Consider the following 22945-nt stretch of genomic DNA (forward strand, 5'->3'; position numbering starts at 1 on the left):
TGCGCGTCGTGCGTGCAGCACGGCAAGGTCGCCGAATCAGCGTGCGCCGGCACCGGCGTCGTAGCCGGGCCGCGGCACGAGATCCATCAGCATCGCGTCGAGGCCGCCGTCGACCACCAGTTCCGCGCCATTCACGTATGCCGCACGCGGGCTCGCGAGAAACGCGACGACGTTCGCGATGTCGTCGGGCCGGCCGATGCGGCGGCTCGCGGTCATCGCGCTGCGGCGTGCCTCGATGTCGCCGCTCGCATAGAACGACTCCGACAGCGGCGTGCGGATCATGCCCGGGCACACGGTATTGCTGCGGATGCCGCGCGGCCCCCACTCCGCCGCCAGTTGCCGCGCGAGCATCGCGACCGCCGCCTTGCTCGCGCTGTAGGCGCCGCTGTACGTCTGCGGGTGGCGCGCCGCGATCGACGCGACATGTACCAGCACACCCGAGCCGCGCGCGAGCATCGCGCGCCCGAACGCTTGCGAACACAACATGTAGCCGGTGAGATTGACCTGCAGCATCGCGTTCCATGCGTCGAGGCCGATGGTCTCGATGCCGCCGGCACGCAACAGGCCGGCGTTGTTCACGAGCACGTCGGCGGGACCGAAATCGCGCTCCACGCGTTCGGCGGCCTGGGTCACGCTTGCGGCGTCGCCGATATCGCAGCCGATCGCGACGACGTCGCCGCCGGCCGCGCGCAGCCGCTCGGCGATCGCGATGGTGCCGTCCGCGTCGCGGTCGAGCAGCGCGACCCGCGCGCCGGCCGCCACGAACGTTTCGACGATCGACGTGCCGATGCCGCCCGCGGCCCCCGTCACGACGCAAACCTGCCCGTCGAGACGAAGCCAGTCCTGATGTTGATTGTTCTCCTGCGATATCATTAGGTATCCTCTTGAAATGAGCTTGAGAGATCCGGCTCGATCCGGCACACGCTGCCCGAACGTCGCGCGCTGCGTCAGCGGCAAGCGCTACGTCGATGGGAAAAGTATAGAAGCGCGCATCGCGCGAAAATTGGACAAACGCCGCAAGCAACAGGACAATTTGTACACAGGAGGCCGTGCGGCATGAGGAGAATCCCTAACTACGATCTGTATGGCGAATCGGCGCGTCCGCCCTGGTACGACGCGTTCAACTTCGAATGGATACCGGAGCGCAGCCAGCCGAACGACTGGCATATCGCCGCGCACCGTCACGATGCGCTATTGCAGATTTTGTACATCCGCGGCGGGCAGGGGCATGTCGTGATCGAGAGCGGGAAGCACACGTTCGCGCCGCCGTGCCTCGTGGTGCTGCCCGCGCAGACGGTCCATGCGTTCGAGTTCTCGCCGCAGATCGACGGCCTCGTAATCACGGTCGTGCAGCGCGCGCTCGAAACGCTGGTCAAGACCGCCGCGCCGGGCGCGCTGTCGATCCTGCAACGCGCGGCGGTGATTCCGGTCAAGGAGCCGGACGCGAGCGCGTCGATGCTGATGCCGCTGTTCGCATTGCTCGAACAGGAATTCCGCAGCACCTCACGCGGACGCGGCGCGGCCGGGATGGCGTTGCTGGTGGCGTTGGTCGTGCATGTCGCGCGCCTGAGCGATCTCGCGGCCGCGCCGTCGCATGCCGGCACCGATCGGCGCGCCACGTTGCTGCGGCGGTTTCGCGAACTGATCGACACGCATTTTCGCGAGCATCGGCCGGTGGAATTCTATGCGGACCGGCTCGGCGTGACGGCCGCGCAGCTTGCGCGCGTGTGCCGGGAGGAGTTGGGCATCTCGACGACGGCGGTCGTCAACGCGCATCTGATTCGCGAAGCGCAGCGCGATCTGGTTTATTCGAATCTGAGCGTGAAGCAGATCGCGCACGAGATGGGGTTTGCGGACAGCGCATATTTCAGCCGCTATTTCCGCAAGCAGACCGGCCTGACGCCGGGCGAGTTCAGGGAAGCGGCCCATCGCGACCTGATGCCGGGCCGCTCGTGAACGGGCGCGGTGCGGGCGATGCGCGCGGTCCCGGCTCCCGAAAGCCGCGACCGCAACAGCCCGCTCGATTGCCGCGCGTCAGACCGCGACCGCGCCGACGTAGTTTTCGGCCATCGCCATCGCCGCCGTGCGCGACGTCGTCACGTGCTCGAGTTCGGCCACCTGCAAACGCTGCTCGAACGGCGACGCGTCGTCGAGACGATGCATCATGCGCGTCATCCAGTACGAGAAGTGTTCGGCGCGCCAGATCCGGCGCAGCGCGGTTTCGCTGTACGCGTCGAGCAGGTCGGTGCGCGCTTCGTCGTAGAACGCCTGCAGCGCGGACGTCAGGATGCGCACGTCCGACACCGCGAGGTTGAGGCCCTTCGCGCCGGTCGGCGGCACGATGTGCGCGGCGTCGCCGGCGAGGAACAGGCGGCTGTGCTGCATCGTGGTCGACACGAAGCTGCGCATGCCGACGATGTTCTTCTGGAAAATCCGCCCTTCCACGACCTGCCGGCCATCGGCGGAGTCGACGCGCGCGTGCATCTCGGCCCAGATGCGATCGTCGGACCATTGGTCGACCGAATCCTTCGGGTCGCACTGGAAATACATGCGCTGCACGTTCGGCGAGCGCGTGCTGACGAGCGCGAAGCCGCGTTCGTGGCGTGCATAGATCAGCTCGTCCGACGACGGCGGCGCCTCGACGAGAATGCCGAACCAGCCGAACGGAAACACGCGCTCGTAGTCCTGCCGCAAGGCGGCGGGGATCATCGTGCGCGACACGCCCTGCGAGCCGTCGCAGCCGATCACGAAGTCGCAGTCGAGCGTCTGTTCGACGCCGTCGTGCACGAAGCGGATCGACGGCGCATCGGTCTCGATGCCGGCAATCGTCGTCCCGGACACGTTGAAGTACAGCGCGCCGCCGGCCGCCACGCGCGCGGCCACGAGATCCTTCAGCACCTCGTGCTGCGCATAGACGGTGATCGCCTTGCCGGTCAGCTCAGTCAAATCGATGCGGCGGCGCTTGCCTTCGAATGCCAGTTCGAACCCGTGATGCAGCGCGCCTTCCGCTTTCATCCGGTCGCCGACCCCCGATTCGGTCAGCACGTCCATCGTGCCCTGTTCGAGCACGCCGGCGCGGATGGTGGATTCGATCTGTTCGCGGCTGCGCGACTCGAGCACGACCGACTCGATACCGCGCAGATGAAGAAGATGGGAAAGCAGCAGGCCCGCGGGCCCGGCGCCGATGATGCCGACTTGCGTACGCATGAATGTCTCCGGTTGGGATTGATTTTGCGCAAGTGTGGCGGCGACGCGCGCTATCCCGCAACGCGATATCCGGAATATGGACTATCTCGATAATGGATAAAGGCGGGCGCGCGCAGGACGTCCCGGGCCGCGCACATCCATCCGTTCAGGGCTTCGCCGACGCCGGCCGCGACTCCATCCCGTCGATCTTCGCGAGCAGCGCATTGCCGAGCGTCGTCAGATGGCGCGGCATGCCGGGAATCGCCAGCAGCGCCTCGATCCGCGCGCGCCAGTAACTCGGGTGACTCACGCGCATCGCAACCGGCATCACCGCCGCGCCGGTATCGGCATCGCTTTCCAGCAGCGCGACCATTCTCTCGATATGAGAGAGCTCGCGCTCCACATAGTCTCTCGTCAGCATGTGCTTGCCACTCCCCGAAACACAGCACCCGGCCTGTCTTCATCGGCGCATCGCCGCATGGTCCTTTCGCTCGACGCGTCGTCCTCGTTTCGCTTCACGGTACGCGCGTCGTATGTCAGAAAAACACCCGGCAGCACGACGCTTTTCTTCATATCGTCCAATCAATGTCGTGCCGCGCGTGTCACGTCCACGGCCCCTCTCTTCGTTGCCGATCGTAGACACTCTGCATCGCGGCGGCATCCCCAAAATTGAGGACGCTTGCTAGAATCGATCGCACCGCATCCGCGCGACACGCCGGCATGCCCGACCCGGCGAACGCGATGCGACGACACGCGCAACGTAGCGCGTGCGGCAACCGGGGAACGGGGATGTCAAGGATTTGCTCGGCCGACGAGTCGATCGCGGCGCTCTACACGGCCGCCGTCGATCCCGAACAATGGGACGTCGCGCTCAAGGCCCTCATGGCGCTCGCCGACGCGCGGGCGGCGAACTGCTTCGTGCACGACGCGCGCACCGGCACCTTCCTCGAATACCGCTTCGCCGGCTACGGCTCGGGCTGGGCCGACGCGTACGCGAGCCACTATCACGATCTCGATCTCGCGCGCGGCGTGCTGATGCGCGAACCGGCCGGCCGCATGTATCCGATGCACCGCTTCCTGCCCGATCGCGTAATCGCACGCAGCGAGTATTATCAGGACTTCTACATTCGCGAAGGCCTGCGCTATTCGTGCGGCGGCATGCGGCTCGACGGCAATCGACGGCTGATCCTCGCCGTGCACCGTCCGGTCGATCACCGGCCGTACGACACGCACACGACACGCGAATTGCAGCGTGTGCTCGATCATCTGCCGAACGTATTTCGCATCCGGCAAGCGGCCGCGCCGGCGTCGAGCCGCGCGCCGCTGATGGCCGCGGCGCTCGATGCGCTGCCGCGCGCGGTGATCGTCGTCGACGACACGTTGCACGTGCGCTATCTGAATGCAGCGGCGATCGCGTTGCTGGAATCGTCGACGGAACTGCGCGCACAGGCCGATCGGCTCGTGCCGTGGGCGCCGCAGGTTGCGGCGCAGCTCGCGCAGCGGGTCAGGGATGCGTGTTCGCCGCAGCCGAGTGTCGATCCGTTGCCGCTCTATGCACTCGACCGCGAGCAACGCCCGACGCTTGAACTTCATGTCGTGCCGCTGAAGCCGCAATTGACCGCGCCGCTCGATCGAGACACGCGCCCGCTCGCGATGCTGTTGCTGCGCCGCCCGTTCCAGCGCCTCGCACGGCCCGACGCGGACCGGCGTCCGTTCTCGCTCACCCGCGCGGAAATGGCCGTCGCGACCGGCATTGCCGGCGGCCTGACGCCGGCCGAGTACGCGGCATGCAACCGCGTGCAGATCAGCACCGTGCGCAGCCAGATCAAGGCGGTCTTCGCGAAGACGGGCGTGCGGCGTATTGCCGATCTCATCGCGCTGTTCGGCGACTGAATCCTCAGCGGCGCCGGCCGCGCTCACCCTTGATCGTGCCGGTGCCCGCGGGCTCGGCCGCGGTCATCCGGTCGAGTTGCCGGACGATCTCCGCGCGCAGTTCCGCCGAAATCTCCACGCTGTCGAGCAGCTCCGAGATCCACAGCCCGTCGGCCGCGAGCCGGCAGATCATCAGCGTCGCCGCCCGTTCGAGCGGCACCGGGTCCGGCCGCGTCCACTCGCGCATCGGCACCGACCAGCGCGCACGCGTCTCCTGCTCGGTGATCATCGACGCGACCAGCACGCGCAGCACGTCGGTGCTCGCGGCCGGCTGCGCGGTGTCGAGCACCGCATGCAGATACGCGCGCGCCGCCGCGCCGTCGCCGTGCGAATCGGCCGCGCGGCGTGCGGCCATCTGCGTCGCGAAGCGCCCGGTCGCCTGCCCGAACAGCGCGTCGAGCAAGCCCTGCTTGTTCGCGAAGTGATACTGCAGCGCGCCTTTCGTCACGCCTGCGCGCTCGGCAACCGCGTCGAGCGTCAACGCGGCCACGCCGTGATGGGTCGCGATTTCCGACGCGGCTTCCAGCAGTTGCGCGCGCACCTGTTCCGGCGCCTTTTTACGCCGCACGCCGGCGACGGGCGCGGAATCAGGCGCGGAATCAGGCGCGGAACCGGGCGCAGAACCGGGCACAGCCGGTGCGCCGGACGCCTGCGGGCCGGCCGGTTCGGCCGTGTCGACGGGCTCGGGGATGTCGTGCAAAGCGGGTTCGGGGCGTTTCTTCATGGCGGCGATGTTAGCACCCGCGGTCTCGAGATAAACATTCCGGCTGGATGGTATGATCCGCCGCATGAATAAACCCGCCCCCTCCTCCTGGTCCGCGCTCGACACCGCGATCGCCCGCGGCCGCGACGCGCTGATGCGTCTTCAGCAGCCCGACGGCAGCTGGTGTTTCGAACTCGAATCCGACGCGACGATCACCGCGGAATACATCCTGATGATGCATTTCATGGACAAGATCGACGACGCGCGTCAGGAGCAGATGGCGCGCTACCTGCGCGCGATCCAGCGGCTCGACACGCATGGCGGGTGGGATCTGTACGTCGACGGCGATCCGGACGTGTCGTGCAGCGTGAAGGCGTACTTCGCGCTGAAGGCCGCCGGTGACAGCGAGCAGGCGCCGCACATGGTCCGCGCGCGCGACGCGATCCTGAAGCTCGGCGGCGCGGCGCGCGCGAACGTGTTCACGCGCATCCTGCTCGCGACCTTCGGCCAGGTGCCGTGGCGCGCGGCGCCGTTCATGCCGGTCGAATTCGTGCTGTTCCCGAAGTGGGTGCCGATCTCGATGTACAAGGTTGCGTACTGGGCACGTACGACGATGGTGCCGCTGCTCGTGCTGTGCTCGCTGAAGGCGCGTGCGCGCAACCCGCGCAACATCGCGATCCCCGAGCTGTTCGTCACGCCGCCCGACCAGGAGCGCCAGTACTTCCCGCCCGCGCGCGGGATGCGCCGCGCGTTCCTCGCACTCGATCGCGTGGTGCGTCACGTGGAGCCGCTGCTGCCGAAACGCCTGCGGCAACGTGCGATCCGGCACGCGGAAGCGTGGTGCGCGGAGCGCATGAACGGCGAGGACGGGCTCGGCGGGATCTTTCCGCCGATCGTGTACAGCTACCAGATGATGGACGTGCTCGGCTACCCGGACGATCATCCGCTGCGCCGCGACTGCGAGAACGCGCTCGAAAAGCTGCTGGTCACGCGGCCCGACGGCAGCGTGTACTGCCAGCCGTGCCTGTCGCCGGTATGGGACACCGCGTGGAGCACGATGGCGCTCGAGCAGGCGCGTGGCGTGGCCGCGCCCGACGCCGGCGAGCCGGCAGGCTCACTGAATGAACTCGACGCACGCATCGCACGCGCATACGACTGGCTCGCCGAGCGCCAGGTGAACGACCTGCGCGGCGACTGGATCGAGAACGCGCCCGCCGACACGCAACCGGGCGGCTGGGCGTTCCAGTATGCGAACCCGTACTACCCCGACATCGACGACACAGCGGTCGTCACCGCGATGCTCGACCGCCGTGGCCGCACGCACCGCAACGCGGACGGCTCGCACCCGTATGAGGCGCGCGTCGCGCGCGCACTCGACTGGATGCGCGGGCTGCAATCGCGCAACGGCGGCTTCGCGGCGTTCGACGCCGACTGCGACCGCATGTACCTGAACGCGATCCCGTTCGCCGATCACGGCGCGCTGCTCGATCCGCCGACCGAGGATGTATCGGGCCGCGTGCTGCTGTGCTTCGGTGTCACGAAGCGCGCGGCCGACCGCGCGTCGCTCGCGCGCGCGATCGACTACGTGAAGCGCACGCAGCAGCCCGACGGCAGCTGGTGGGGCCGCTGGGGCACGAACTACATCTACGGCACGTGGAGCGTGCTGGCCGGGCTCGCGCTCGCGGGCGAAGACCCCGCGCAGCCGTACATCGCACGCGCGCTCGCCTGGCTGCGCGCGCGTCAGCACGCGGACGGCGGCTGGGGCGAGACGAACGACAGCTACATCGACCCGGCGCTCGCCGGCACCAATGCGGGCGAAAGCACGTCGAACTTCACCGCGTGGGCGCTGCTCGCGCAGATGGCGTTCGGCGACTGCGAATCCGACTCGGTGAAACGCGGCATCGCGTATCTGCAATCGGTGCAGCAGGACGACGGCTTCTGGTGGCACCGCTCGCACAATGCGCCGGGCTTTCCGCGCATCTTCTACCTGAAGTATCACGGCTATACCGCGTACTTCCCGCTGTGGGCGCTCGCGCGCTATCGGCGTCTGGCCGGCGCTGCGCTGGCCGGTACGTCTTCGTCCGGCGGGGCCGGCGTGTCGGCCTCCCGCGTCTCGGACACAGCGCACGCCTGAGCGTGTGCGTGTGTACGTGCATGAGCACGAGCGCAGGCACGAGTCCGAACTCGAGCGGCAATGCGTACGATCTTCCCGCGCGCGCGCGGAAGGTGCCGCGCGTTCCTCGCGCTCGATCGCGTGACACGCCGAGTACATGAATGGCGAGGACGGGCTCGGCGGAAGCTTTCCGCCGATCGCGTCCTGCTACCTGATGTAGGGTATGCCCGCCCTCTCGGACGATCATCGGCCGCAACGTGGCTGCGAAAACGCACGGGAAAAGCGGTTGATCACGCGGTCTGACAGCGAGGTAATCGATCGCCGGCGGAAGATAAGATCCTCGTACGGGGCGTTTTCGCCGCACCCTGCCTTAAACGCTTCGACTCGATCCGGAATTCCGGAGCAAATCTCGCAATTGCGTCAATCACCGTTGTGGACGCTGTCTTGTCTACGATTTCAGCCTGCTGCGCTGCCGCCATACGCTGAATAATCGCAAGCCTCGCCTCATCCGAAAGGATGTCGCAAATTTGCGCTCGTCTGTTTTCTTCCCAACCCGGCGTCGTGGTCACCACAAGAACCTTGAGCGCGAAATCCGCGCCCCGTTCGTAAAGCAATTTCGCCAAACGGAGCACGAAAGCCCGCCGTTCGAGTAAGCGCAGCCGCCCCACCGCCTTTGGCGGAGTTCATAAACCAGGTGCCCTCTTTAGATCATCTTTCGTTTCGCGACGTTATTGCCGGCTTTCCGTTGCCATTCGGTAACTATGTTGTAGCCTGCGGGTCCCGCGCCGCTTTTGGTGACACTCATGATCGACCTGCTTGTCGTGACGATGGCGTGAATTGCTCGCCGAGCATGATGACAAACGGATTCATCGCCGATTTCCAGTCGTAGGCAGTGCGATCGGCAGCGAAACTCACATCATATGAAAATAGAATTCGATTGCCGGACAGTTCCTCGCGCCGAAGGCAAGGGAGATCCAAAGTTCAATTTGCTTTAAACTTGGCGAATTAGGCATAGCCAATCATTATCATTTCGGCAAAAAGCCGCATATCATGTTTGCAGTACAACCCGCGGAGGAAAGCATGGCTACATACAAGGAACTGAAGGCTCAAATGGACGCACTGGCGGAGAAAGCGGAGACCGCCCGTCTCACCGAGCTCCAGGCTGTAATCGAAGACATCCGTACCAAGGTCGCGGAGTACGGAATTACCGAAAAAGACATCTTCGGTGTTCGTCGGGATCGAGCGGCGGCAAAAAAGCCGGCGACCGTGAATGCGAAATATCGCGATCCCAAGACTGGCGCAACCTGGTCGGGCCGTGGCCGCGCGCCCGCATGGATCAAGGATGCCAAGAACCGGAATCGATTCCTGATTCAGGAATGAACCATTCCGGATAACGCCGCGGCTCGATCAGCGGCAACACACTCATCGAGCGCCGATCATGTGTTTCGGCAATGCGCGTCATCGCGTCGATGAAGCCGCTCGCAATGAGCGCTGAAGCGAGCGTAGTGGCACCCTACGCTCGCTTGTGTGCTCGCCCGAGCAACCGCAACACGCCGAACACTCCGCTACGTGTGGGCAAACACCCGCCTGCATTGCGATACGGGCCACGCATGATCGACGGGTTGAATCCGCAGCCAATCGGTGCTGCGCGATCGCGATCCCCTCCCCCGCTCTCCCCGCTCATGTGTCGCGCCGATCCCGCATCCGCGCAAACGCGTCCCGCAAATCCGTGCAGAACGCATCGCCGATCATCGACAGCGGCTGCGACGCGGACGTTACCAGGTAAAAGTGATCGGGCACGGCCGGCTCGAACGGCTTGACGGCCACGCGATGGCCCGCATACGCGGCCGTGACCGGATCGATCAGCGCGACGCCCGCACCATTCGCGACGAATGCGACGATCGTCTGCGACAACTGCGCCTCGATCGACAGCACGCGCGACACGCCGGCCTCGACGAACACGCGGTCGATCGCGCTGCGCGCCTCGAAGCTCGGCGGAAACGAAATGAACGATTCGTCGCGCAGGTCGGCCGGCTGCACCACGCGCTTGCGCGCGAGCCGATGCCCGCGCGGCACGATGCAGCACATCGCGCTTTCCGCGAGCCGCTCGCCGCGCACCGCCGGATGCGGCACCGGCTCGGCGATCAGCCCGACGTCGCATTGCCCCGACGCAACCTTGTCGACGACCGTCGACGCGCTGTGCGCAAGCAGCGTGATGTCGACACCCGGATGCGCGCCCGCGAAGCGGGTGACGAGTTCCGGCAGCAGGTCGAGTGCGACCGCCGGCGAGCCGGCCACGCGCAGCGTGCCGCGCCGCATCGCGCGGATCTGCTCGGCGGCCTGCGCGACGCGATCGAGCCCGACGAATGCGCGCTCGACTTCCTCGTACAGCACGCGCGCCTGCGCGGTCGGCGTGAAGCGCCCCTGCTGGCGCTCGAACAGCACGAAGCCGACGCGATCCTCGAGGTCGGCGATCAGCCGGCTCACGGCCGGCTGCGAGATATGCAGATCGCGCGCCGCGCGCGTGACGGTATGACGCTGCATCACCGCGCGGAATGCTTCGATCTGACGAATCCTGAGTGAAGGCGTGGTCATAACACTGGATTATGGATCGTTGATCAAGCTGTATTGGACAGTCTATTTTGCCTGCCCGAACATCGGTTCAGCAACGTCTTACACGCAAGGAACCGCGCCACCATGCCCCATAACACGCAAACATCGACCCGATGCCGCCGGAGCCGCACATGAGCGTGCGCGGCTTCGACGTCGTCGTGGCCGGCGGCGGCCTCGTCGGCATGGCGCTCGCGTGGGGCATCGCGCGCCTCGGCAAGCGCGTCGCCGTGTGCGACGGCGACGACATCGCATTTCGCGCGGCACGCGGCAACTTCGGGCTGGTGTGGGTGCAGGGCAAGGGCGGACGCTGCCTGCCCTACGCGCGCTGGTCGTGCGAATCGTCCGCGCGCTGGGGCGCGTTCGCCGCGCAGCTGCGGCGCGAGACCGGCGTGGACTGCGGGTTCGAACGCCCGGGCGGCATCGAACTGTTCGAGCACGACGCCGAGCTGGCCAGCGCGACCGATCTGCTCGCGTCGCTGCATCGCCAGGATGCGGCGCTGTCGTACGAAGTGCTCGATCCGGCCGCGCTGCGCAAGCGGATTCCCGCCGCGTCGCCGGCGCTGGCCGGCGCGCTGTGGTCGCCGAACGACGGTCATGCGAATCCGCTCTACACGCTGCGCGCGATGCTGCAGGCGTTCGCGCAGTGCGGCGGCGTCTATCTGCCGCGCAACGCGGTCGACGAGATTCGTCCGCGTGCCGGACACTTCGAGATCGACACGCGCGAAGGCCGCCTCGAGGCCGGGCGCGTCGTGCTCGCGGCCGGCCTCGACAACGCGCGGCTCGCGCCGATGGTCGGCCTGCACGCGCCGATCTCGCCGCTGCGCGGCCAGATCATGGTCACCGAGCGGCTTGCACCGTTTCTCGACTATCCGACGCTGGTCGTCCGGCAAACGCCGGAAGGCTCGGTGCTGCTCGGCGACTCGGCGGAAGACGTCGGCTTCGACGACGGCCAGACGCGCCCCGCGATGGTCGACATCGCTCGCCGCGCCCGCGCCGCGTTCCCGGCGCTCGCGCAGGCGCGCGTCGTGCGCGCGTGGGGCGCGCTGCGCATCATGACGCCCGACGGCCTGCCCGTCTACGAAGCGTCGGCCACGCATCCCGGCGCGTTCGTCGCGATCTGCCACAGCGGCGTGACGCTCGCGGCCGCGCATGCCGATCTCGTCGCGCCGTGGATCGCGGGCGACGCCGCGCCCGCCGACCTGTCCGCCTTCAACACCGCGCGCTTCGCCGCGCCCACGGATACCCGGCATGTTTGATTCCATCGTCCCCGCCGCCGCGACGCGCGAACGCGTGCGCATCCACATCGACGGCGCGCCGCACGACGTGCCCGCCCATTACAGCGTCGCGGCCGCGCTGCTCGCCGCAGGCACGCTCGCCTGCCGCGCGAGCGCGGTGAGCGGCGCGCCGCGCGGCCCGTTCTGCATGATGGGCGTGTGCTTCGACTGTCTCGTCGAGATCGACGGCGTGCCGAACGTGCAAGGCTGCATGACGCCCGTGCACGACGGCATGCAGGTGCGTGCGATGCACGGCAAGGCGAGGCTCGCATGACGCGCCGCCTGTGTGACCTGCTGATCGTCGGCGCCGGTCCCGCCGGGATGGCCGCGGCCGCCACCGCGCGCAAGGCCGGGTTGTCGGTCGTCGTCGCCGACGAGGGCCGCGCGCCCGGCGGCCAGATCTATCGCAACGTCGCCGACGCACCCGCGGATCTCGCGCATTGGCTCGGCAAGGACTACGCCGCCGGCCGCCCGCTCGTCGACGGCCTGCTCGCGAGCGGCGCGCAGTACCTGCCGCGCAGCACGGTGTGGCAGATCGCGTTCGAACCGGAGCCCGTAGCGATGCTCACGCAGAGCGGTCCGTCGGGCGGCACGCTCGACATCGGCGCACGTGCGGTACTGATCGCGACCGGCGCGCAGGAGCGCCCGTGGCCGGTGCGCGGCTGGACGCTGCCGGGCGTGATGGGCGTCGGCGCTGCGCAAACCTTGCTGAAATCGTCGGGGCTCGCGCCGTCGGCCGACACCGTGCTCGCGGGCAGCGGCCCGCTGCTGTGGCTGTTCGCCGCGCAGTTGCTGAATGCAGGCCGGCGCGTGCGCGCACTGATCGACACGACGCCGCGCGACGCCTGGCGCCGCGCGCTCCCGCATGCGCTGCCGGCAATGCGCGGCGCCGATTATCTGCTCAAGGGCTGGCGCATGCTGCGCGCGGTGCGCGACGCAGGCATTCCCGTCTATCGCCGCGCAACCGATATCAGTATCGACGGCGACGGCTGCGCGGAACGCATCCGCTTTCGCGACGAAGACGGCATCGCGCAATCGCTCGACACGTCGCTCGTGCTGCTGCATCAGGGCGTGATTCCGTCGACGCAACTCGCACGCTCGCTCGGCTGTACGCATGAATGGGACGAACAAGCGGCATGCTGGCGTCCGCAATGCGATTCACGCAGCCGCAGCAGCGTCGCGCACGTATGGATCGCAGGCGACGGCGCGGGCATCGGCGGCGCGCAGGCCGCGGCGCTCGCGGGCGAAGTGTCGGCGCTCGACATCGCGGCCGCGCTCGGCGCGCTCGACCGTCGGCAGCAAGCCGAACGCGAGCGCCCGGTGCTGCGGGCCTGGCGCCGCCATCTCGCGGTGCGTCCGCTGCTCGATGCGCTGTATACGCCGCCCGCCGCGCAGCGCCGCCCCGACGGCGACACGATCGTCTGCCGCTGCGAGGAGGTCACGGCCGGCGAGATCCGCGCGCTCGCGGCGCTCGGTTGCCAGGGACCGAACCAGATGAAGGCATTCACGCGCTGCGGGATGGGCCCGTGCCAGGGACGCTGGTGCGGCACGACGGTCGGCGAACTGATTGCCGACGTGCAGCAGCGCGGCGTCGGCGATGTGGGCCATTACCGGATCCGCGCGCCGATCAAACCGGTCACCGTCGGCGAGATGGCCGACACCCTCGAACTGTCGAACGATTTCCGGCGCGGCGAATTCCCGAGCTGAAGCGCGGCCCGCGCATACCCACGCTTGCCCACACGAACGGAGCCTGACCATGAAGAACAAGACGCGTATCACGATCCTGCTGTCCGCGGCCGCGATGGCCTTCGCGACACTCGCCTCGGCGAAGGAATGGACGACGATCCGCATCGGCGTCGACCCGACCTACCCGCCGTTCGAATCGACCACGACCGACGGCAGCGTGCAGGGCTTCGACATCGATCTCGGCAACGCACTGTGCGCGAAGCTCAACGCGAAATGCGTGTGGGTGTCGAGCAGCTTCGACGGGCTGATTCCCGGGCTGCAGGCGCGCAAGTTCGACGTGATCCTGTCGTCGATGGCCGCGACCGAACAGCGCCGCCAGCAGATCGACTTCACCGATCGCCTGTACCGCAACCAGACGCGCCTGATCGCGCGCACCGGCTCCGGGCTGCTGCCCGACGCCGCGAAGCTCGCCGGCAAGCGGGTCGCGGTCGAACAGGGGACGATCCAGGAAACCTACGCGCGCGAAAAATGGGCGGCGGCGAAGGTCGAGGTGGTGCCGTATCCGAGCTACGACCAGGCCTATGCGGATCTCGTGACCGGCCGCGTGGACGGCGTGCTGATGGATGCGGTGCAGGGCCAGCTCGGCTTCCTGGCGACGCCGCGCGGCAAGGGCTTCTCGTTCGCGGGCGGGGTCGTGTTCGACCCGAAGATCATGGGCAACGGCGATGCGGCCGGCGTGCGCAAGGCCGATGCGGACCTGCGCGACGCACTGAATCGCGCGATCGCGCAGATCCGCGGCGACGGCACGTACAACCGGATCCAGTCGAAATACTTCGACTTCGACATGTACGGGAATTGACGACGGACATCACGGGCCGCGTCGCGTGCGGGGCCGGTTCGCCGCACGCGCGTGAACCGGTTCTGCATTAGCGATCCTCAAGATCGTTTTCGGCCCGGCAGGGCTATAATCGCCGCTTTCGGTTTGGTCGTCGCCATGAAACCGCTGGCCGTTCCCTCTCTCGCGAACATCGCGTCGCGCCTTCGCCTGAAGCAGCTCAAGCTGCTGATCGCGCTCGAAAACCACGGCTCGCTGCACAAGGCCGCCGAAGAAATCGCGATCTCGCAGCCCGGCGCGACCAAGGTGCTGCGCGAGATCGAGGACATCCTCGGCATGCCGCTGTTCGAGCGGCAGCCGAAAGGCCTCGTCGCGAACGACCTCGGCCGCTGCGTCACGCGCTATGCGCGCCTCATCTACAGCGACCTCGAACACCTGCATACCGAAGTGCTCGCGATCACGCAGGGGCATGGCGGCCATCTGGCCGTCGGCGTGATCATGGGCGCGGTGCCGCTGCTCACGCGCGCGCTGACCGACCTGCGCCGGCGCCAGCCGCACCTGTCGGTCGAGATCGTCGAAGGCACCAGCGCGAGCCTGCTCGCCCTGATCGACGACGGCCGCATCGATCTCGCGATCTGCCGCAACGGCAACAACCGGCGCCCGGAAGCCTACGACTCTATCCCGCTGCAGTCCGAACCGCTCGCGGTCGTGACCGCGCGCACGCATGCGCTGGCCGAACGCGACGCGCTGACGCTGCACGATCTCGCCGACGCGGAATGGGTCGCGTATCCGGTCAACACGCCGATGCGGCTCGCGCTCGAACGTGCGCTCGCGGATGCCGGCATCGAGGTGCCGAGTTATCCGATCGAGACGGCGTCGACGTTCGCGACGCTGACGCTGCTGCAGGCGAACCCGGAACTGGTCGCGGTGATCCCGCGCGAAGTCGCCGAGTTCGGCGAGCGCTTCGGCCTCGTCGCGTGCCTGCCGGTCGCGATCCCCGCGCTCGACGAGCCGTTCGGCGTGGTGGCCCGCACCTTCGCGCACCTGACACCCGGTGCGCGTATGCTCGTCGAGACGCTACAGCAGCCGCTGCCTACTTGATCGGCGAGAACGCGGCCGGACGCAGCAGCTTCGACTCCATTTTTTCCAGCATCGGGAACGCCTTCGGCACGAACTTCTCGAGCCAGTCCGGATCCTCGTACAGCGCGGTGCGCCGCTTGATGCGGTCGTCGAGGCTGTCGTACGCCCAGATGTGGACGACCTGGTTCAGCTCGCCGATTTCCGTGTACCACCAGCCGACCAGCGTCGCATAGCGGGAAATCACCGGCAGGCCTTCGTTCTCGAAGTGCCGCAGGTATTCGTTCATCTTGCCGATCTGGACCGTGTAGGTCCGCATTTCGTAATACATGACTGCTCCTGGTTGAATCGAATCGGGGAATCGTGGAATCGGAGGCGCGCGCATGAAGCGCCGCGCAATCAGATCTCGCCGGCGTATGCGGCACGGATGATCGCTTCGACGTCGCGCGCGGTCGTCAGGCGCGGATTGACGAGCACGTTGCCGCTGCGCATCGAGTCGGCCACCATCTGCGGCAGGTGCGCGAGATCGACGCCGAGTTCGCGGATGTTCGAAGGAATCGCGAGCGCGCGATTGAGTTCGACGATCTGCTCGACCAGCGCACGCGCGGCTGTTTCCGCATCGAGGCCGGCCACGTCGCCGCCGAGCGCTTCCGCGATGTCGCGGAACAGCGCCGGGCACGCCGGGCGGTTGAAGTCGATCACGTACGGCAGCAGCGCCGCGTTCGCGATGCCGTGGGCAATGTCGAACACACCGCCCATCGTGTGCGAGATCGCATGCACGTTGCCGAGCTTCGACTGCGAGAACGCGACGCCGGCGAGGAACGAGCCGAGCAGCATGTCTTCACGCGCGGCGAGGTCGGAGCCGACGTAGAACGCGGTGCGCAGGCTGCGCCCGATCAGGCGGATCGCGCCGAGCGCGAGCGACTGGCTGACCGGGTTCGCCTGCTTCGACACGTACGATTCGATCGCGTGGGTCAGCGCGTCCATCCCGGTGGCCGCCGTGATCGGCGCGGGCAGCTTCAGCGTGAGTTCCGCATCGAGGATCGCGAGCTTCGGGAAAATCTTGTGGCTGACGATCACGGTCTTGAACAGCGTTTCCCGGTTCGTGAACACCGTCGAAGCCGTGCACTCGCTGCCGGTGCCCGACGTGGTCGGGATCGCGAAGATCGGCAGCGGTTCGTCTGGAATCCTGTTGTAGCCCTCGTAATCGAGGATCGTGCCGCCGTTGGTCGCCATCGCGGCCACGCCCTTCGCGGTGTCGATGCTGCTGCCGCCGCCGACGCCGATCACCGCGGTGCAGCGGTGCTCCTTCAGGAACGTCAGCGCGCTGTCGAGCACCGCGGTACTCGGGTTCGCCTCGACACCCGAAAAGATTGCGTACGCAACGTCCGCGTCGCGCAGCGACGCGAAGAAACCCTCGAGCACGCCGCTCTTGATCAGGCCTTCGTCGGTCACGACCAGCAGCTTGCCGTCGAACAGCGGCTTCAGCAGTTCACCGGCCTGGCGCGCGAGGCCGTTGCCGAATTTCAACGTGGTGGGGAAGAAGTATTGGAATGGGTTCATGGTGCTTTCTCCGTGTGAAGTCTCCGCACCAGACACTACAAGCGGCCGATCGCCGCCGGTAATGAAAAAACCGGATCGCCCGATAACGGCCGCTTATTCCCCCGCACGCCGCGCCGTTTGGTTATCACGCGATCACGAAGCGTCATTAGGCAAGACGCGGCGGCCGCCCTACAGTCGCTGCACGGAACGCGTCATCGCACCGCAACCATAACGACGGAGACAACCATGCCCCTCTCGCATTCCCCTGCCGCATCGGCCGCATCGGCGTCGCTCGACGCGGCGGCCCGGCCGACCAGCGTCCGCTGGCGCATCTTCCTGCTCATGCTGCTGCTCGTCGCGATCAACTACATCGACCGCGCGTCGCTGTCGGTCGCGATGCCGCTGATCGCGCCGGAATTCAACCTGTCGCCCGCGCTCGAAGGGCTGATGCTCAGCGCGTTCTTCTGGTCGTACGCGCTGATGCAGATCCCGGTCGGCGTGATGCTCGACCGTTATCACACGCGCGGCATCATCGCGACCGCGACGCTCGCGTGGGGCGCGTTCCAGGCGCTCGGTGCGGCCTCGCACAACTGGTTGCTGCTGATGCTCACGCGCATGGGCCTCGGCTTCTCCGAATCGCCGGTGTTTCCGGCCGGCGCGAAGCTGATCGGCTCGTGGCTCACGCCGCACGAGCGCGGCCGCGGCGCCGTGCTGGTCGACGGCGGCGCACCGCTCGGCAGCGCGCTCGGCGCGATCCTGATCTCCGCGCTGATCGCGTGGTTCGGCTCGTGGCGCATCGCATTCGTGATCGCCGGTATCGGCACGATGCTGGTGGGCGTGCTCGTGTGGCGCTATATCCGCAACCATCCGTCCGAGCATCCGGGCGTCAACGCGGCCGAGCTCGAGCACATCACGCGCGCGAACCCGCCGGCACAGGCCGCGGCCGAACGCGTGCCGCTGCGCGAACTCGTGAAGGACCGTTCGGTGCTCGCGATGTTCGCCGGCTACAGCTGCATCCTCGCGGTGTTCTACGGGCTGCTCACGTGGATGCCGAGCTACCTGCACAAGACCTACGGCTTCAACATCGCGACGACGGGCGGCGCGACGTTCGTCATCTTCATGTCGGGCTTCGTCGGCGAACTGATCGGCGGAACCATCGGCGACCGCTGGAAAGCGTCGGGGGCGTCGCCGAACCTCGTGATGCGCACGATGTTCAGCGGCTCGTCGCTGATCGCCGCCGCGTGCATCCTGGCCGCCGCGTACATCGCGAACGCCAATGCGGTCGTGCTGCTGCTCAGCATCGCGATGTTCTTCATCCGCTTCTGCGGGATGTACTGGAGCCTGCCCGCGATCGTCGGCGGCCCCGAGCGCGCGGGCGTGCTCGGCGGCACGATGAACTTCTGCGGCAGCATGGTCGGCGTGGTGGTGCCGATCCTGATCGGGCTGATCGTCCAGTGGTCGGGCTCGTACTTCCTCGCGCTGCTGTTCTTCGTCGTGATGGCCGTGCTGATCGCGGTGTTCTCCAGCCTGATCGACTACCGGCCACGCACGCACGGCTAGGAAGCTCCGACAAAATGAACTGATGCGGCTGCTCACCTGCCGCACGCGCCGTTCACCTCTTCGTTGTTTCGCTGACGAGGAGACCATGGCAACACCGATACTCGATGGCGCATTGTGGTCACTGATCCAACCGCTGCTGCTACCACCGAAACCACGTCGCGCGCGATACCCGGGGTGCTGACCAGCATCCTGTTCGTGCCGCAGTCCGGCATTCCCTGGGAGATGCTTCCGCAGGAAACGGGCTGCGGCTCGGGCATGAGCTGCCGGCGCAGACGGCGCGGCTGGCAACAGCCTGGCTGCACAACTTCAGGCGACTGCGCATCCGGTTCGAACGCGTCGCGGCAATCGACGAAGCGTTCACGAAGATCGCCGCTTGCATCATCTGCTGGCGACGGCTTCAAAACTCATTGTGTCAGCGCTTCCTGGAGCGTTGCGGCATCGCGCAACTCGCGAAGGAGAAAGCGCTGCAACGCCTGTACCGCCGACATGCGATCGCTGCCATCCGCATGGCTGAACAAGCCGAATTCCGCCGACGGCGGGTGCGGCAATCCGGTGGCAGCCGGATCGAGCACGCGCATCGAATCGCGCCGGACGTTCCATTCGAGCAGGACCGTGACCCCCAGCCCTGCTTCGACTGCGGATTGAATGGCGGCCAGGCTCGTGCTCGTGCAGATGACTTTCCATGCGACCCGAGCATCGCGCAATGACGCATACAGCCTGTCTTGCCACGGGCACGCACCGCCGAATGCGACGAACGGCAATGGAGCGTGGCGGACGTCTCCGTCATACGCAAGGCCAGCCGCCCAGAACAGCGGATGCCGCCACCTCACGAGCGGTTCCGCATGAATGAACGTCGGGTCGATGATCGCGAAATCGAGCGAGCCATTCATGAAATCCTGCGACAGCGCCTTGCTCGAATCGACGACGATCTCCACGGCGACATTCGGGAACGAAGCGCCAAAATCACGCAGTGTGTGCGGCAGATGGCCAACAGCGATGTCCTCGAGGAGGCCGAGCCGGACCGTCCCTGAAATCTCACCTGCATTCAGCGCAGCGCGCGCCGCGATCCCGATGTCGAGCATGCGCTGCGCGTAAGGCAGCAGCACGCTGCCCGCCGCTGTCGGCTTGATGCCGCGTGGCGAACGTTCGAGCAGGCGCTGCCCGACCGAGTCTTCCAGCCGGCGCAATGCCATGCTGACGGCGGCCTGCGTGCGATGCAGCGCCTGCGCCGCCTCGCTCACGCTACCGGTTTCGACCACGATCAGAAAGGTGCGCAACAAGCCGCTGTCGAGATCCCGAGCCATAAATATTCTTGAAGCGCCGATAAAAAAAACGAGCTTATACCAAACGAACTTGCATGGTTAACATCGCCGCATCGCCATCATGGAGCACGGCATGAACGAAGACATCGGAAGCATCCGGGCCGGCCGGCACACGACCGCTTCCACACCGGTTGCGCGCGACGCGTTCACGGCGAATGCGTCGTATGGCGCGTCACGGACACGACGCTTCCAGGCGGCTCTGGCGCCCGGGTTCGCCGTGGTGTCGATGTGCAGCGTCCAGCTCGGCGCTGCGCTGTCGCGGCCCGCGATGATCGAGTACGGAACGTTCAGCACGACCTGGCTGCGCCTGTGCTTCGCCGCCTTCGCGCTGGCCGTGATCGTGCGCCCGCCCGTCCGGCGCTATTCCCGGCAGCGCTGGATCGCCGCCATCGCGCTCGGCTGCGCGATGGCCTGCATGACACTGTGCTTCTTCGAGGCGGTCAAGCGCGTGCCGCTCGGACTCGCGGTCGCGATCAATTTTCTGGGGCCGCTGTGTGTCGCGACCATCGGCGTACGCAAGATCCGGATGCTCGCGTGGCCCGCGCTCGCCCTGGCAGGAATCGTGCTGCTCGCGCGCCAGGACGACATGTGGATCGTGCCCGTTGCGGCGCTCGTATTCCCGCTCGGCTCGGCGCTCGGATGGGCCGCCTACATCCTGATGATGAAGCGCGTGGGGTCGCTGTTCGATGGTCTGCAAGGCCTGTCCACGTCGCTGATCGTCGCGGCGCTCGTGACCGCGCCATTCGGCCTCGCGGAAAGCGGCGGGCATTTTCCGGCCGGGCAATTGATCGACGCTGCCGGTCTCGCCGTGCTCGTCCCGCTCTTGCCTTATGTTCTGGAGATGATTGCGTTACGGCGCATGACGGCGTCGGCGTTTGGCATCCTGATGAGCGTCGAGCCTGCGATTGCCTCGGCAATCGGATTTGCGGTACTCGGGCAGCCCATGACCCTGCTGCAAAGTATCGGCACGTTGTTTGTCATCGGTGCCAGCGCAGGCGCCGTGATGCAGCAGTAGCCGGCTCCACAAGGCTTGGCTGGCATGCGCTTCGTCGCCTCGCCATCGGAGTCGGAGTCGGAGTCGGAATGACAAGACGGGCGCTGGCCGCGATCGACGATTCGAGTGCAGGGTGATGTTGAGCGACCTGTTTGTCCGCCAAACGCCTGCTCCGGGCAGCTCCAGGGTCTGTTTACATTTGTGCGGGTTGTCGGGTTATCCGGTCCGCTCGGTTCGGGCGACTATTCGCCGGTGATTGCGTTACATGACTGGTAGGATCAAGTTTGTTCTTGCCTGCATTGATGATCTGACCTGTAACCGGCTCATTCTCGGAGTAGACATGGTTGATATTTCACGTGAGACTGTCGAACAAACTGAGCGTCGCCTTCGACGAGTCATCACCGAGGCACGCCTACGGATTTACTCCGGCACGTACACGTTCATTGAATTTCCGCTGGATCAATTCCCAAGCGCTGTGCGGGCCGATGCACTTGCCTTGGTGCGAGACGACAACGTGTGGAGTCAGCTTGTGCCGAGTGACGGTTCACACCGGGAACAGTTCGGCATCTTTCGATTCCACTTCCCGGCAGGGGCAGACAATAGTGGCTTCGTTGGCTGGCTCGCTAGCCATCTCAAGAATCGATTTGGCACCGGCGTATTTGTGACGTGCGGACAGAATCATGCGGATGGCGGTATCTTCGATTACTGGGGCGTACCCGAGACGCTGGCAGACGAGGTGATCGAGGAAGTCAAGCGGCTTGTTCAGGGGCAGAGCGATCATCGATAAAGCTCATCCGATACGGCACGCGGCTATAGCGACGCTTGGTTTTTCTGTTCGAGCGAAGCGGGATGACGGCTTTCGCACGCGGAGATTTGATACGCTCCATAAAGGCGTTCGAGTCGTAGCCTTTGTCAGCGATGACCGCAACGGCACGACGCACCGCGCCGTCACGACGATGCCCGCTTGCGCGGGCATTTTTTTGTCGACTCGCGTCGACCGGCCCGATCAGCGATCGATCGGCAGCGGCGCGTTCGCGGCGACGAGCCCCTGCTTGCGCATCTCGCGCCAGAAGTCGGCGGGAATCGTCGCGTTCAGCGCGTCGACATCTTCCGCGATGCGCGCCGGACGGCTCGCACCGGGAATCACCGACGCGACCGCGGGATGCGCGAGCACGAACTGCAGCGCGGCCGCCTTGACCGGCACGTCGTAGCGTGCGGCGATCGCCTTGATGCGTTCGACCTTCGCGACGATTTCCGGCGAAGCCTTCTGGTATTCGAAGTGCGCGCCGCCGACCAGCACGCCCGAACTGTACGGACCCCCGACGACGATCCCGACGCCTAGCGCGGCTGCCACCGGCATCACGCGCTGCAGCGCGCGCTCGTGATCGAGCAACGTATAGCGGCCGGCCAGCAGCATGCCGTCCGGCTGCGGTTCGGCGAGGTCGAGCACGAGCTCGATCGGCTCGACGCGGTTCACGCCAAGGCCCCACGCGCCGATCACGCCCTCTTCGCGCAGCTTGCCCAGCACGCGGAACGCGCCCTTGCGCGCGACTTCGAACTGCGCGAGCCATTCGTCGCCGTAGATGTCCTGCGCGATGTCGTGCACCCACACGATGTCGAGCCGATCGGTACGCAGGCGCTTCAGGCTGCCCTCGATCGAGCGCAGCGTCGCGTCGGCCGTGTAGTCGCTGACGAGCCGGTTCGCGCGGCCATGCGCGAAGATTCCGGTCTTCTCGCCGTAGTCGCGCACACTCGCGCCTTCCATTTCGTCGAGCACGACGCGGCCTACCTTCGTGCTGATCACGTAGTCGTCGCGCCGATGGCCGGCGAGCACGTCACCCAGACGCGACTCGGCCAGCCCCGCGCCGTACGACGGCGCGGTGTCGAAGTAGTAGATCCCGCGCGCCCACGCGGCTTCGACGGTCGCGGCGGCTTCGTCGTCGGGGATGTCGCGGAACATGTTGCCGAGCGGGGCGGCGCCGAAACCGAGCGTGTTGTCGGCCGGCAGCGTGGCTTTGAGACGCATGCATTTCTCCACAGGTCACGGAAAGTGCGTCCAGTCTAGGTTGCATGGTTATGTCTGTCCAAGACATAATTCATCAAACTTG

22 protein-coding genes and 3 pseudogenes are annotated in these 22945 nt (G+C 66.6%); 14 read left to right on the top strand and 11 right to left on the bottom strand.

Going from position 1 to position 22945, the window contains the following annotated elements; all coding sequences use genetic code 11:
• Positions 1–36: 36 nt before the first annotated feature.
• Entirely contained in the window at positions 37–873 is an 837-nt protein-coding gene (locus U4Z64_RS34375) for an SDR family oxidoreductase (protein WP_321822356.1), read from the bottom strand.
• A 183-nt stretch (positions 874–1056) separates the two neighbouring features.
• Here U4Z64_RS34375 and U4Z64_RS34380 point away from each other — a divergent pair, with 183 nt between their 5' ends.
• Positions 1057–1956 (top strand): helix-turn-helix domain-containing protein, encoded by a 900-nt coding sequence (locus U4Z64_RS34380; RefSeq protein ID WP_321822357.1) that lies wholly within the window; start codon positions 1057–1059, stop codon positions 1954–1956.
• Between the two features lie 78 nt (positions 1957–2034).
• Here U4Z64_RS34380 and U4Z64_RS34385 read toward each other — a convergent pair whose 3' ends face one another.
• Together U4Z64_RS34385 and U4Z64_RS34390 are read right to left on the bottom strand one after the other, a co-directional pair.
• On the bottom strand, positions 2035–3207 hold the full coding sequence (locus U4Z64_RS34385; protein ID WP_321822358.1) for a 4-hydroxybenzoate 3-monooxygenase: 1173 nt from the start codon (positions 3205–3207) through the stop codon (positions 2035–2037).
• Positions 3208–3352: 145 nt separating this feature from the next.
• Positions 3353–3607, bottom strand: coding sequence for a hypothetical protein (locus U4Z64_RS34390; protein ID WP_321822359.1), 255 nt, complete (start codon positions 3605–3607; stop codon positions 3353–3355).
• 368 nt (positions 3608–3975) lie between these two features.
• Between U4Z64_RS34390 and U4Z64_RS34395 the strand changes: the two genes are divergently transcribed.
• Complete coding sequence (locus U4Z64_RS34395) at positions 3976–5079, top strand: LuxR family transcriptional regulator (RefSeq protein WP_321822360.1); 1104 nt, start codon at positions 3976–3978, stop codon at positions 5077–5079.
• A gap of 4 nt (positions 5080–5083) precedes the next feature.
• Here U4Z64_RS34395 and U4Z64_RS34400 read toward each other — a convergent pair whose 3' ends face one another.
• The gene (locus U4Z64_RS34400) at positions 5084–5842 is read right to left on the bottom strand and encodes a TetR/AcrR family transcriptional regulator (RefSeq protein ID WP_321822361.1); all 759 of its coding nucleotides are present in this window, start codon (positions 5840–5842) and stop codon (positions 5084–5086) included.
• Positions 5843–5894: 52 nt separating this feature from the next.
• Here U4Z64_RS34400 and shc point away from each other — a divergent pair, with 52 nt between their 5' ends.
• A complete protein-coding gene (shc, locus tag U4Z64_RS34405; RefSeq protein WP_321822362.1) occupies positions 5895–7955 on the top strand; it encodes a squalene--hopene cyclase in 2061 nt (686 codons plus the stop codon).
• A 269-nt stretch (positions 7956–8224) separates the two neighbouring features.
• Here shc and U4Z64_RS34410 read toward each other — a convergent pair whose 3' ends face one another.
• Positions 8225–8557 (bottom strand): hypothetical protein, encoded by a 333-nt coding sequence (locus U4Z64_RS34410; RefSeq protein ID WP_321822363.1) that lies wholly within the window; start codon positions 8555–8557, stop codon positions 8225–8227.
• A gap of 457 nt (positions 8558–9014) precedes the next feature.
• On the opposite strand from U4Z64_RS34410, the gene U4Z64_RS34415 reads away from it, so the two are divergent.
• Positions 9015–9314, top strand: coding sequence for an H-NS family nucleoid-associated regulatory protein (locus U4Z64_RS34415; RefSeq protein WP_044847198.1), 300 nt, complete (start codon positions 9015–9017; stop codon positions 9312–9314).
• A 300-nt stretch (positions 9315–9614) separates the two neighbouring features.
• Here U4Z64_RS34415 and U4Z64_RS34420 read toward each other — a convergent pair whose 3' ends face one another.
• Positions 9615–10529, bottom strand: a complete 915-nt coding sequence (locus U4Z64_RS34420) for a LysR substrate-binding domain-containing protein (RefSeq protein WP_321822364.1) — start codon at positions 10527–10529, stop codon at positions 9615–9617.
• 149 nt (positions 10530–10678) lie between these two features.
• On the opposite strand from U4Z64_RS34420, the gene U4Z64_RS34425 reads away from it, so the two are divergent.
• The 5 genes from U4Z64_RS34425 to U4Z64_RS34445 all read left to right on the top strand — a co-directional run bounded on the left by U4Z64_RS34425 (position 10679) and on the right by U4Z64_RS34445 (position 15443).
• Positions 10679–11803: an FAD-dependent oxidoreductase gene (locus U4Z64_RS34425; RefSeq protein WP_321822365.1), complete on the top strand. Its 1125-nt coding sequence runs from the start codon at positions 10679–10681 to the stop codon at positions 11801–11803.
• Positions 11796–12095 carry a (2Fe-2S)-binding protein gene (locus U4Z64_RS34430; RefSeq protein ID WP_321822366.1) on the top strand — a complete coding sequence of 100 codons (300 nt, stop codon included), beginning with the start codon at positions 11796–11798 and terminating at the stop codon, positions 12093–12095. Before U4Z64_RS34425 ends, U4Z64_RS34430 begins: the two co-directional genes overlap by 8 nt.
• The gene (locus U4Z64_RS34435; RefSeq protein ID WP_321822367.1) at positions 12092–13528 is read left to right on the top strand and encodes an NAD(P)/FAD-dependent oxidoreductase; all 1437 of its coding nucleotides are present in this window, start codon (positions 12092–12094) and stop codon (positions 13526–13528) included. The genes U4Z64_RS34430 and U4Z64_RS34435 overlap by 4 nt, the downstream gene beginning before the upstream one ends.
• Before the next feature lie 49 nt (positions 13529–13577).
• A complete protein-coding gene (locus U4Z64_RS34440; protein WP_321822368.1) occupies positions 13578–14366 on the top strand; it encodes an ABC transporter substrate-binding protein in 789 nt (262 codons plus the stop codon).
• A gap of 135 nt (positions 14367–14501) precedes the next feature.
• Entirely contained in the window at positions 14502–15443 is a 942-nt protein-coding gene (locus U4Z64_RS34445) for a LysR family transcriptional regulator (protein ID WP_321822369.1), read from the top strand.
• Here U4Z64_RS34445 and U4Z64_RS34450 read toward each other — a convergent pair.
• Together U4Z64_RS34450 and U4Z64_RS34455 are read right to left on the bottom strand one after the other, a co-directional pair.
• Positions 15436–15750, bottom strand: coding sequence for an NIPSNAP family protein (locus U4Z64_RS34450; RefSeq protein WP_321822370.1), 315 nt, complete (start codon positions 15748–15750; stop codon positions 15436–15438). The genes U4Z64_RS34445 and U4Z64_RS34450 overlap by 8 nt on opposite strands.
• 68 nt (positions 15751–15818) lie before the next feature.
• On the bottom strand, positions 15819–16982 hold the full coding sequence (locus U4Z64_RS34455) for an iron-containing alcohol dehydrogenase (RefSeq protein WP_321822371.1): 1164 nt from the start codon (positions 16980–16982) through the stop codon (positions 15819–15821).
• A 225-nt stretch (positions 16983–17207) separates the two neighbouring features.
• Between U4Z64_RS34455 and U4Z64_RS34460 the strand changes: the two genes are divergently transcribed.
• The 3 genes and pseudogenes from U4Z64_RS34460 to U4Z64_RS37695 all read left to right on the top strand — a co-directional run.
• The gene (locus U4Z64_RS34460; protein ID WP_321822372.1) at positions 17208–18521 is read left to right on the top strand and encodes an MFS transporter; all 1314 of its coding nucleotides are present in this window, start codon (positions 17208–17210) and stop codon (positions 18519–18521) included.
• A gap of 85 nt (positions 18522–18606) precedes the next feature.
• A pseudogene (locus U4Z64_RS34465) lies at positions 18607–18818 on the top strand (transposase); the annotation flags it as partial.
• Positions 18812–18910, top strand: a pseudogene (locus tag U4Z64_RS37695) (IS5/IS1182 family transposase); the annotation flags it as partial. The pseudogenes U4Z64_RS34465 and U4Z64_RS37695, both read left to right, overlap by 7 nt.
• 15 nt (positions 18911–18925) lie before the next feature.
• Here the strand turns inward: U4Z64_RS37695 and U4Z64_RS34470 are convergent.
• Positions 18926–19825, bottom strand: a complete 900-nt coding sequence (locus tag U4Z64_RS34470) for a LysR family transcriptional regulator (RefSeq protein WP_321822373.1) — start codon at positions 19823–19825, stop codon at positions 18926–18928.
• A 244-nt stretch (positions 19826–20069) separates the two neighbouring features.
• On the opposite strand from U4Z64_RS34470, the gene U4Z64_RS34475 reads away from it, so the two are divergent.
• On the top strand, positions 20070–20858 hold the full coding sequence (locus tag U4Z64_RS34475) for an EamA family transporter (protein ID WP_321822381.1): 789 nt from the start codon (positions 20070–20072) through the stop codon (positions 20856–20858).
• 319 nt (positions 20859–21177) lie between these two features.
• Positions 21178–21624 carry a DUF6196 family protein gene (locus tag U4Z64_RS34480; protein WP_321822374.1) on the top strand — a complete coding sequence of 149 codons (447 nt, stop codon included), beginning with the start codon at positions 21178–21180 and terminating at the stop codon, positions 21622–21624.
• On the opposite strand, the pseudogene U4Z64_RS34485 reads toward U4Z64_RS34480, so the two are convergent.
• Positions 21611–21772, bottom strand: a pseudogene (locus U4Z64_RS34485) (transposase); the annotation flags it as partial. The gene U4Z64_RS34480 and the pseudogene U4Z64_RS34485 sit on opposite strands and share 14 nt — an antisense overlap.
• A 71-nt stretch (positions 21773–21843) precedes the next feature.
• Entirely contained in the window at positions 21844–22863 is a 1020-nt protein-coding gene (locus U4Z64_RS34490; protein WP_321822375.1) for an aldo/keto reductase, read from the bottom strand.
• Positions 22864–22945 lie beyond the last annotated feature (82 nt).

The sequence above is a fragment of the Burkholderia sp. BCC1996 genome, assembly GCF_905339955.1.
Lineage (GTDB): Bacteria > Pseudomonadota > Gammaproteobacteria > Burkholderiales > Burkholderiaceae > Burkholderia.

What these genes read in the sequence shown, in the direction of transcription:
- U4Z64_RS34375 (WP_321822356.1), bottom strand. Translation starts at nt 873, where the DNA reads ATGATATCGCAGGAGAACAATCAACATCAGGACTGGCTTCGTCTCGAC.
- U4Z64_RS34380 (WP_321822357.1), top strand. Translation starts at nt 1,057, where the DNA reads ATGAGGAGAATCCCTAACTACGATCTGTATGGCGAATCGGCGCGTCCG.
- U4Z64_RS34385 (WP_321822358.1), bottom strand. Translation starts at nt 3,207, where the DNA reads ATGCGTACGCAAGTCGGCATCATCGGCGCCGGGCCCGCGGGCCTGCTG.
- U4Z64_RS34390 (WP_321822359.1), bottom strand. Translation starts at nt 3,607, where the DNA reads ATGCTGACGAGAGACTATGTGGAGCGCGAGCTCTCTCATATCGAGAGA.
- U4Z64_RS34395 (WP_321822360.1), top strand. Translation starts at nt 3,976, where the DNA reads ATGTCAAGGATTTGCTCGGCCGACGAGTCGATCGCGGCGCTCTACACG.
- U4Z64_RS34400 (WP_321822361.1), bottom strand. Translation starts at nt 5,842, where the DNA reads ATGAAGAAACGCCCCGAACCCGCTTTGCACGACATCCCCGAGCCCGTC.
- shc (WP_321822362.1), top strand. Translation starts at nt 5,895, where the DNA reads ATGATCCGCCGCATGAATAAACCCGCCCCCTCCTCCTGGTCCGCGCTC.
- U4Z64_RS34415 (WP_044847198.1), top strand. Translation starts at nt 9,015, where the DNA reads ATGGCTACATACAAGGAACTGAAGGCTCAAATGGACGCACTGGCGGAG.
- U4Z64_RS34420 (WP_321822364.1), bottom strand. Translation starts at nt 10,529, where the DNA reads ATGACCACGCCTTCACTCAGGATTCGTCAGATCGAAGCATTCCGCGCG.
- U4Z64_RS34425 (WP_321822365.1), top strand. Translation starts at nt 10,679, where the DNA reads ATGAGCGTGCGCGGCTTCGACGTCGTCGTGGCCGGCGGCGGCCTCGTC.
- U4Z64_RS34430 (WP_321822366.1), top strand. Translation starts at nt 11,796, where the DNA reads ATGTTTGATTCCATCGTCCCCGCCGCCGCGACGCGCGAACGCGTGCGC.
- U4Z64_RS34435 (WP_321822367.1), top strand. Translation starts at nt 12,092, where the DNA reads ATGACGCGCCGCCTGTGTGACCTGCTGATCGTCGGCGCCGGTCCCGCC.
- U4Z64_RS34440 (WP_321822368.1), top strand. Translation starts at nt 13,578, where the DNA reads ATGAAGAACAAGACGCGTATCACGATCCTGCTGTCCGCGGCCGCGATG.
- U4Z64_RS34445 (WP_321822369.1), top strand. Translation starts at nt 14,502, where the DNA reads ATGAAACCGCTGGCCGTTCCCTCTCTCGCGAACATCGCGTCGCGCCTT.
- U4Z64_RS34450 (WP_321822370.1), bottom strand. Translation starts at nt 15,750, where the DNA reads ATGTATTACGAAATGCGGACCTACACGGTCCAGATCGGCAAGATGAAC.
- U4Z64_RS34455 (WP_321822371.1), bottom strand. Translation starts at nt 16,982, where the DNA reads ATGAACCCATTCCAATACTTCTTCCCCACCACGTTGAAATTCGGCAAC.
- U4Z64_RS34460 (WP_321822372.1), top strand. Translation starts at nt 17,208, where the DNA reads ATGCCCCTCTCGCATTCCCCTGCCGCATCGGCCGCATCGGCGTCGCTC.
- U4Z64_RS34470 (WP_321822373.1), bottom strand. Translation starts at nt 19,825, where the DNA reads ATGGCTCGGGATCTCGACAGCGGCTTGTTGCGCACCTTTCTGATCGTG.
- U4Z64_RS34475 (WP_321822381.1), top strand. Translation starts at nt 20,070, where the DNA reads ATGTGCAGCGTCCAGCTCGGCGCTGCGCTGTCGCGGCCCGCGATGATC.
- U4Z64_RS34480 (WP_321822374.1), top strand. Translation starts at nt 21,178, where the DNA reads ATGGTTGATATTTCACGTGAGACTGTCGAACAAACTGAGCGTCGCCTT.
- U4Z64_RS34490 (WP_321822375.1), bottom strand. Translation starts at nt 22,863, where the DNA reads ATGCGTCTCAAAGCCACGCTGCCGGCCGACAACACGCTCGGTTTCGGC.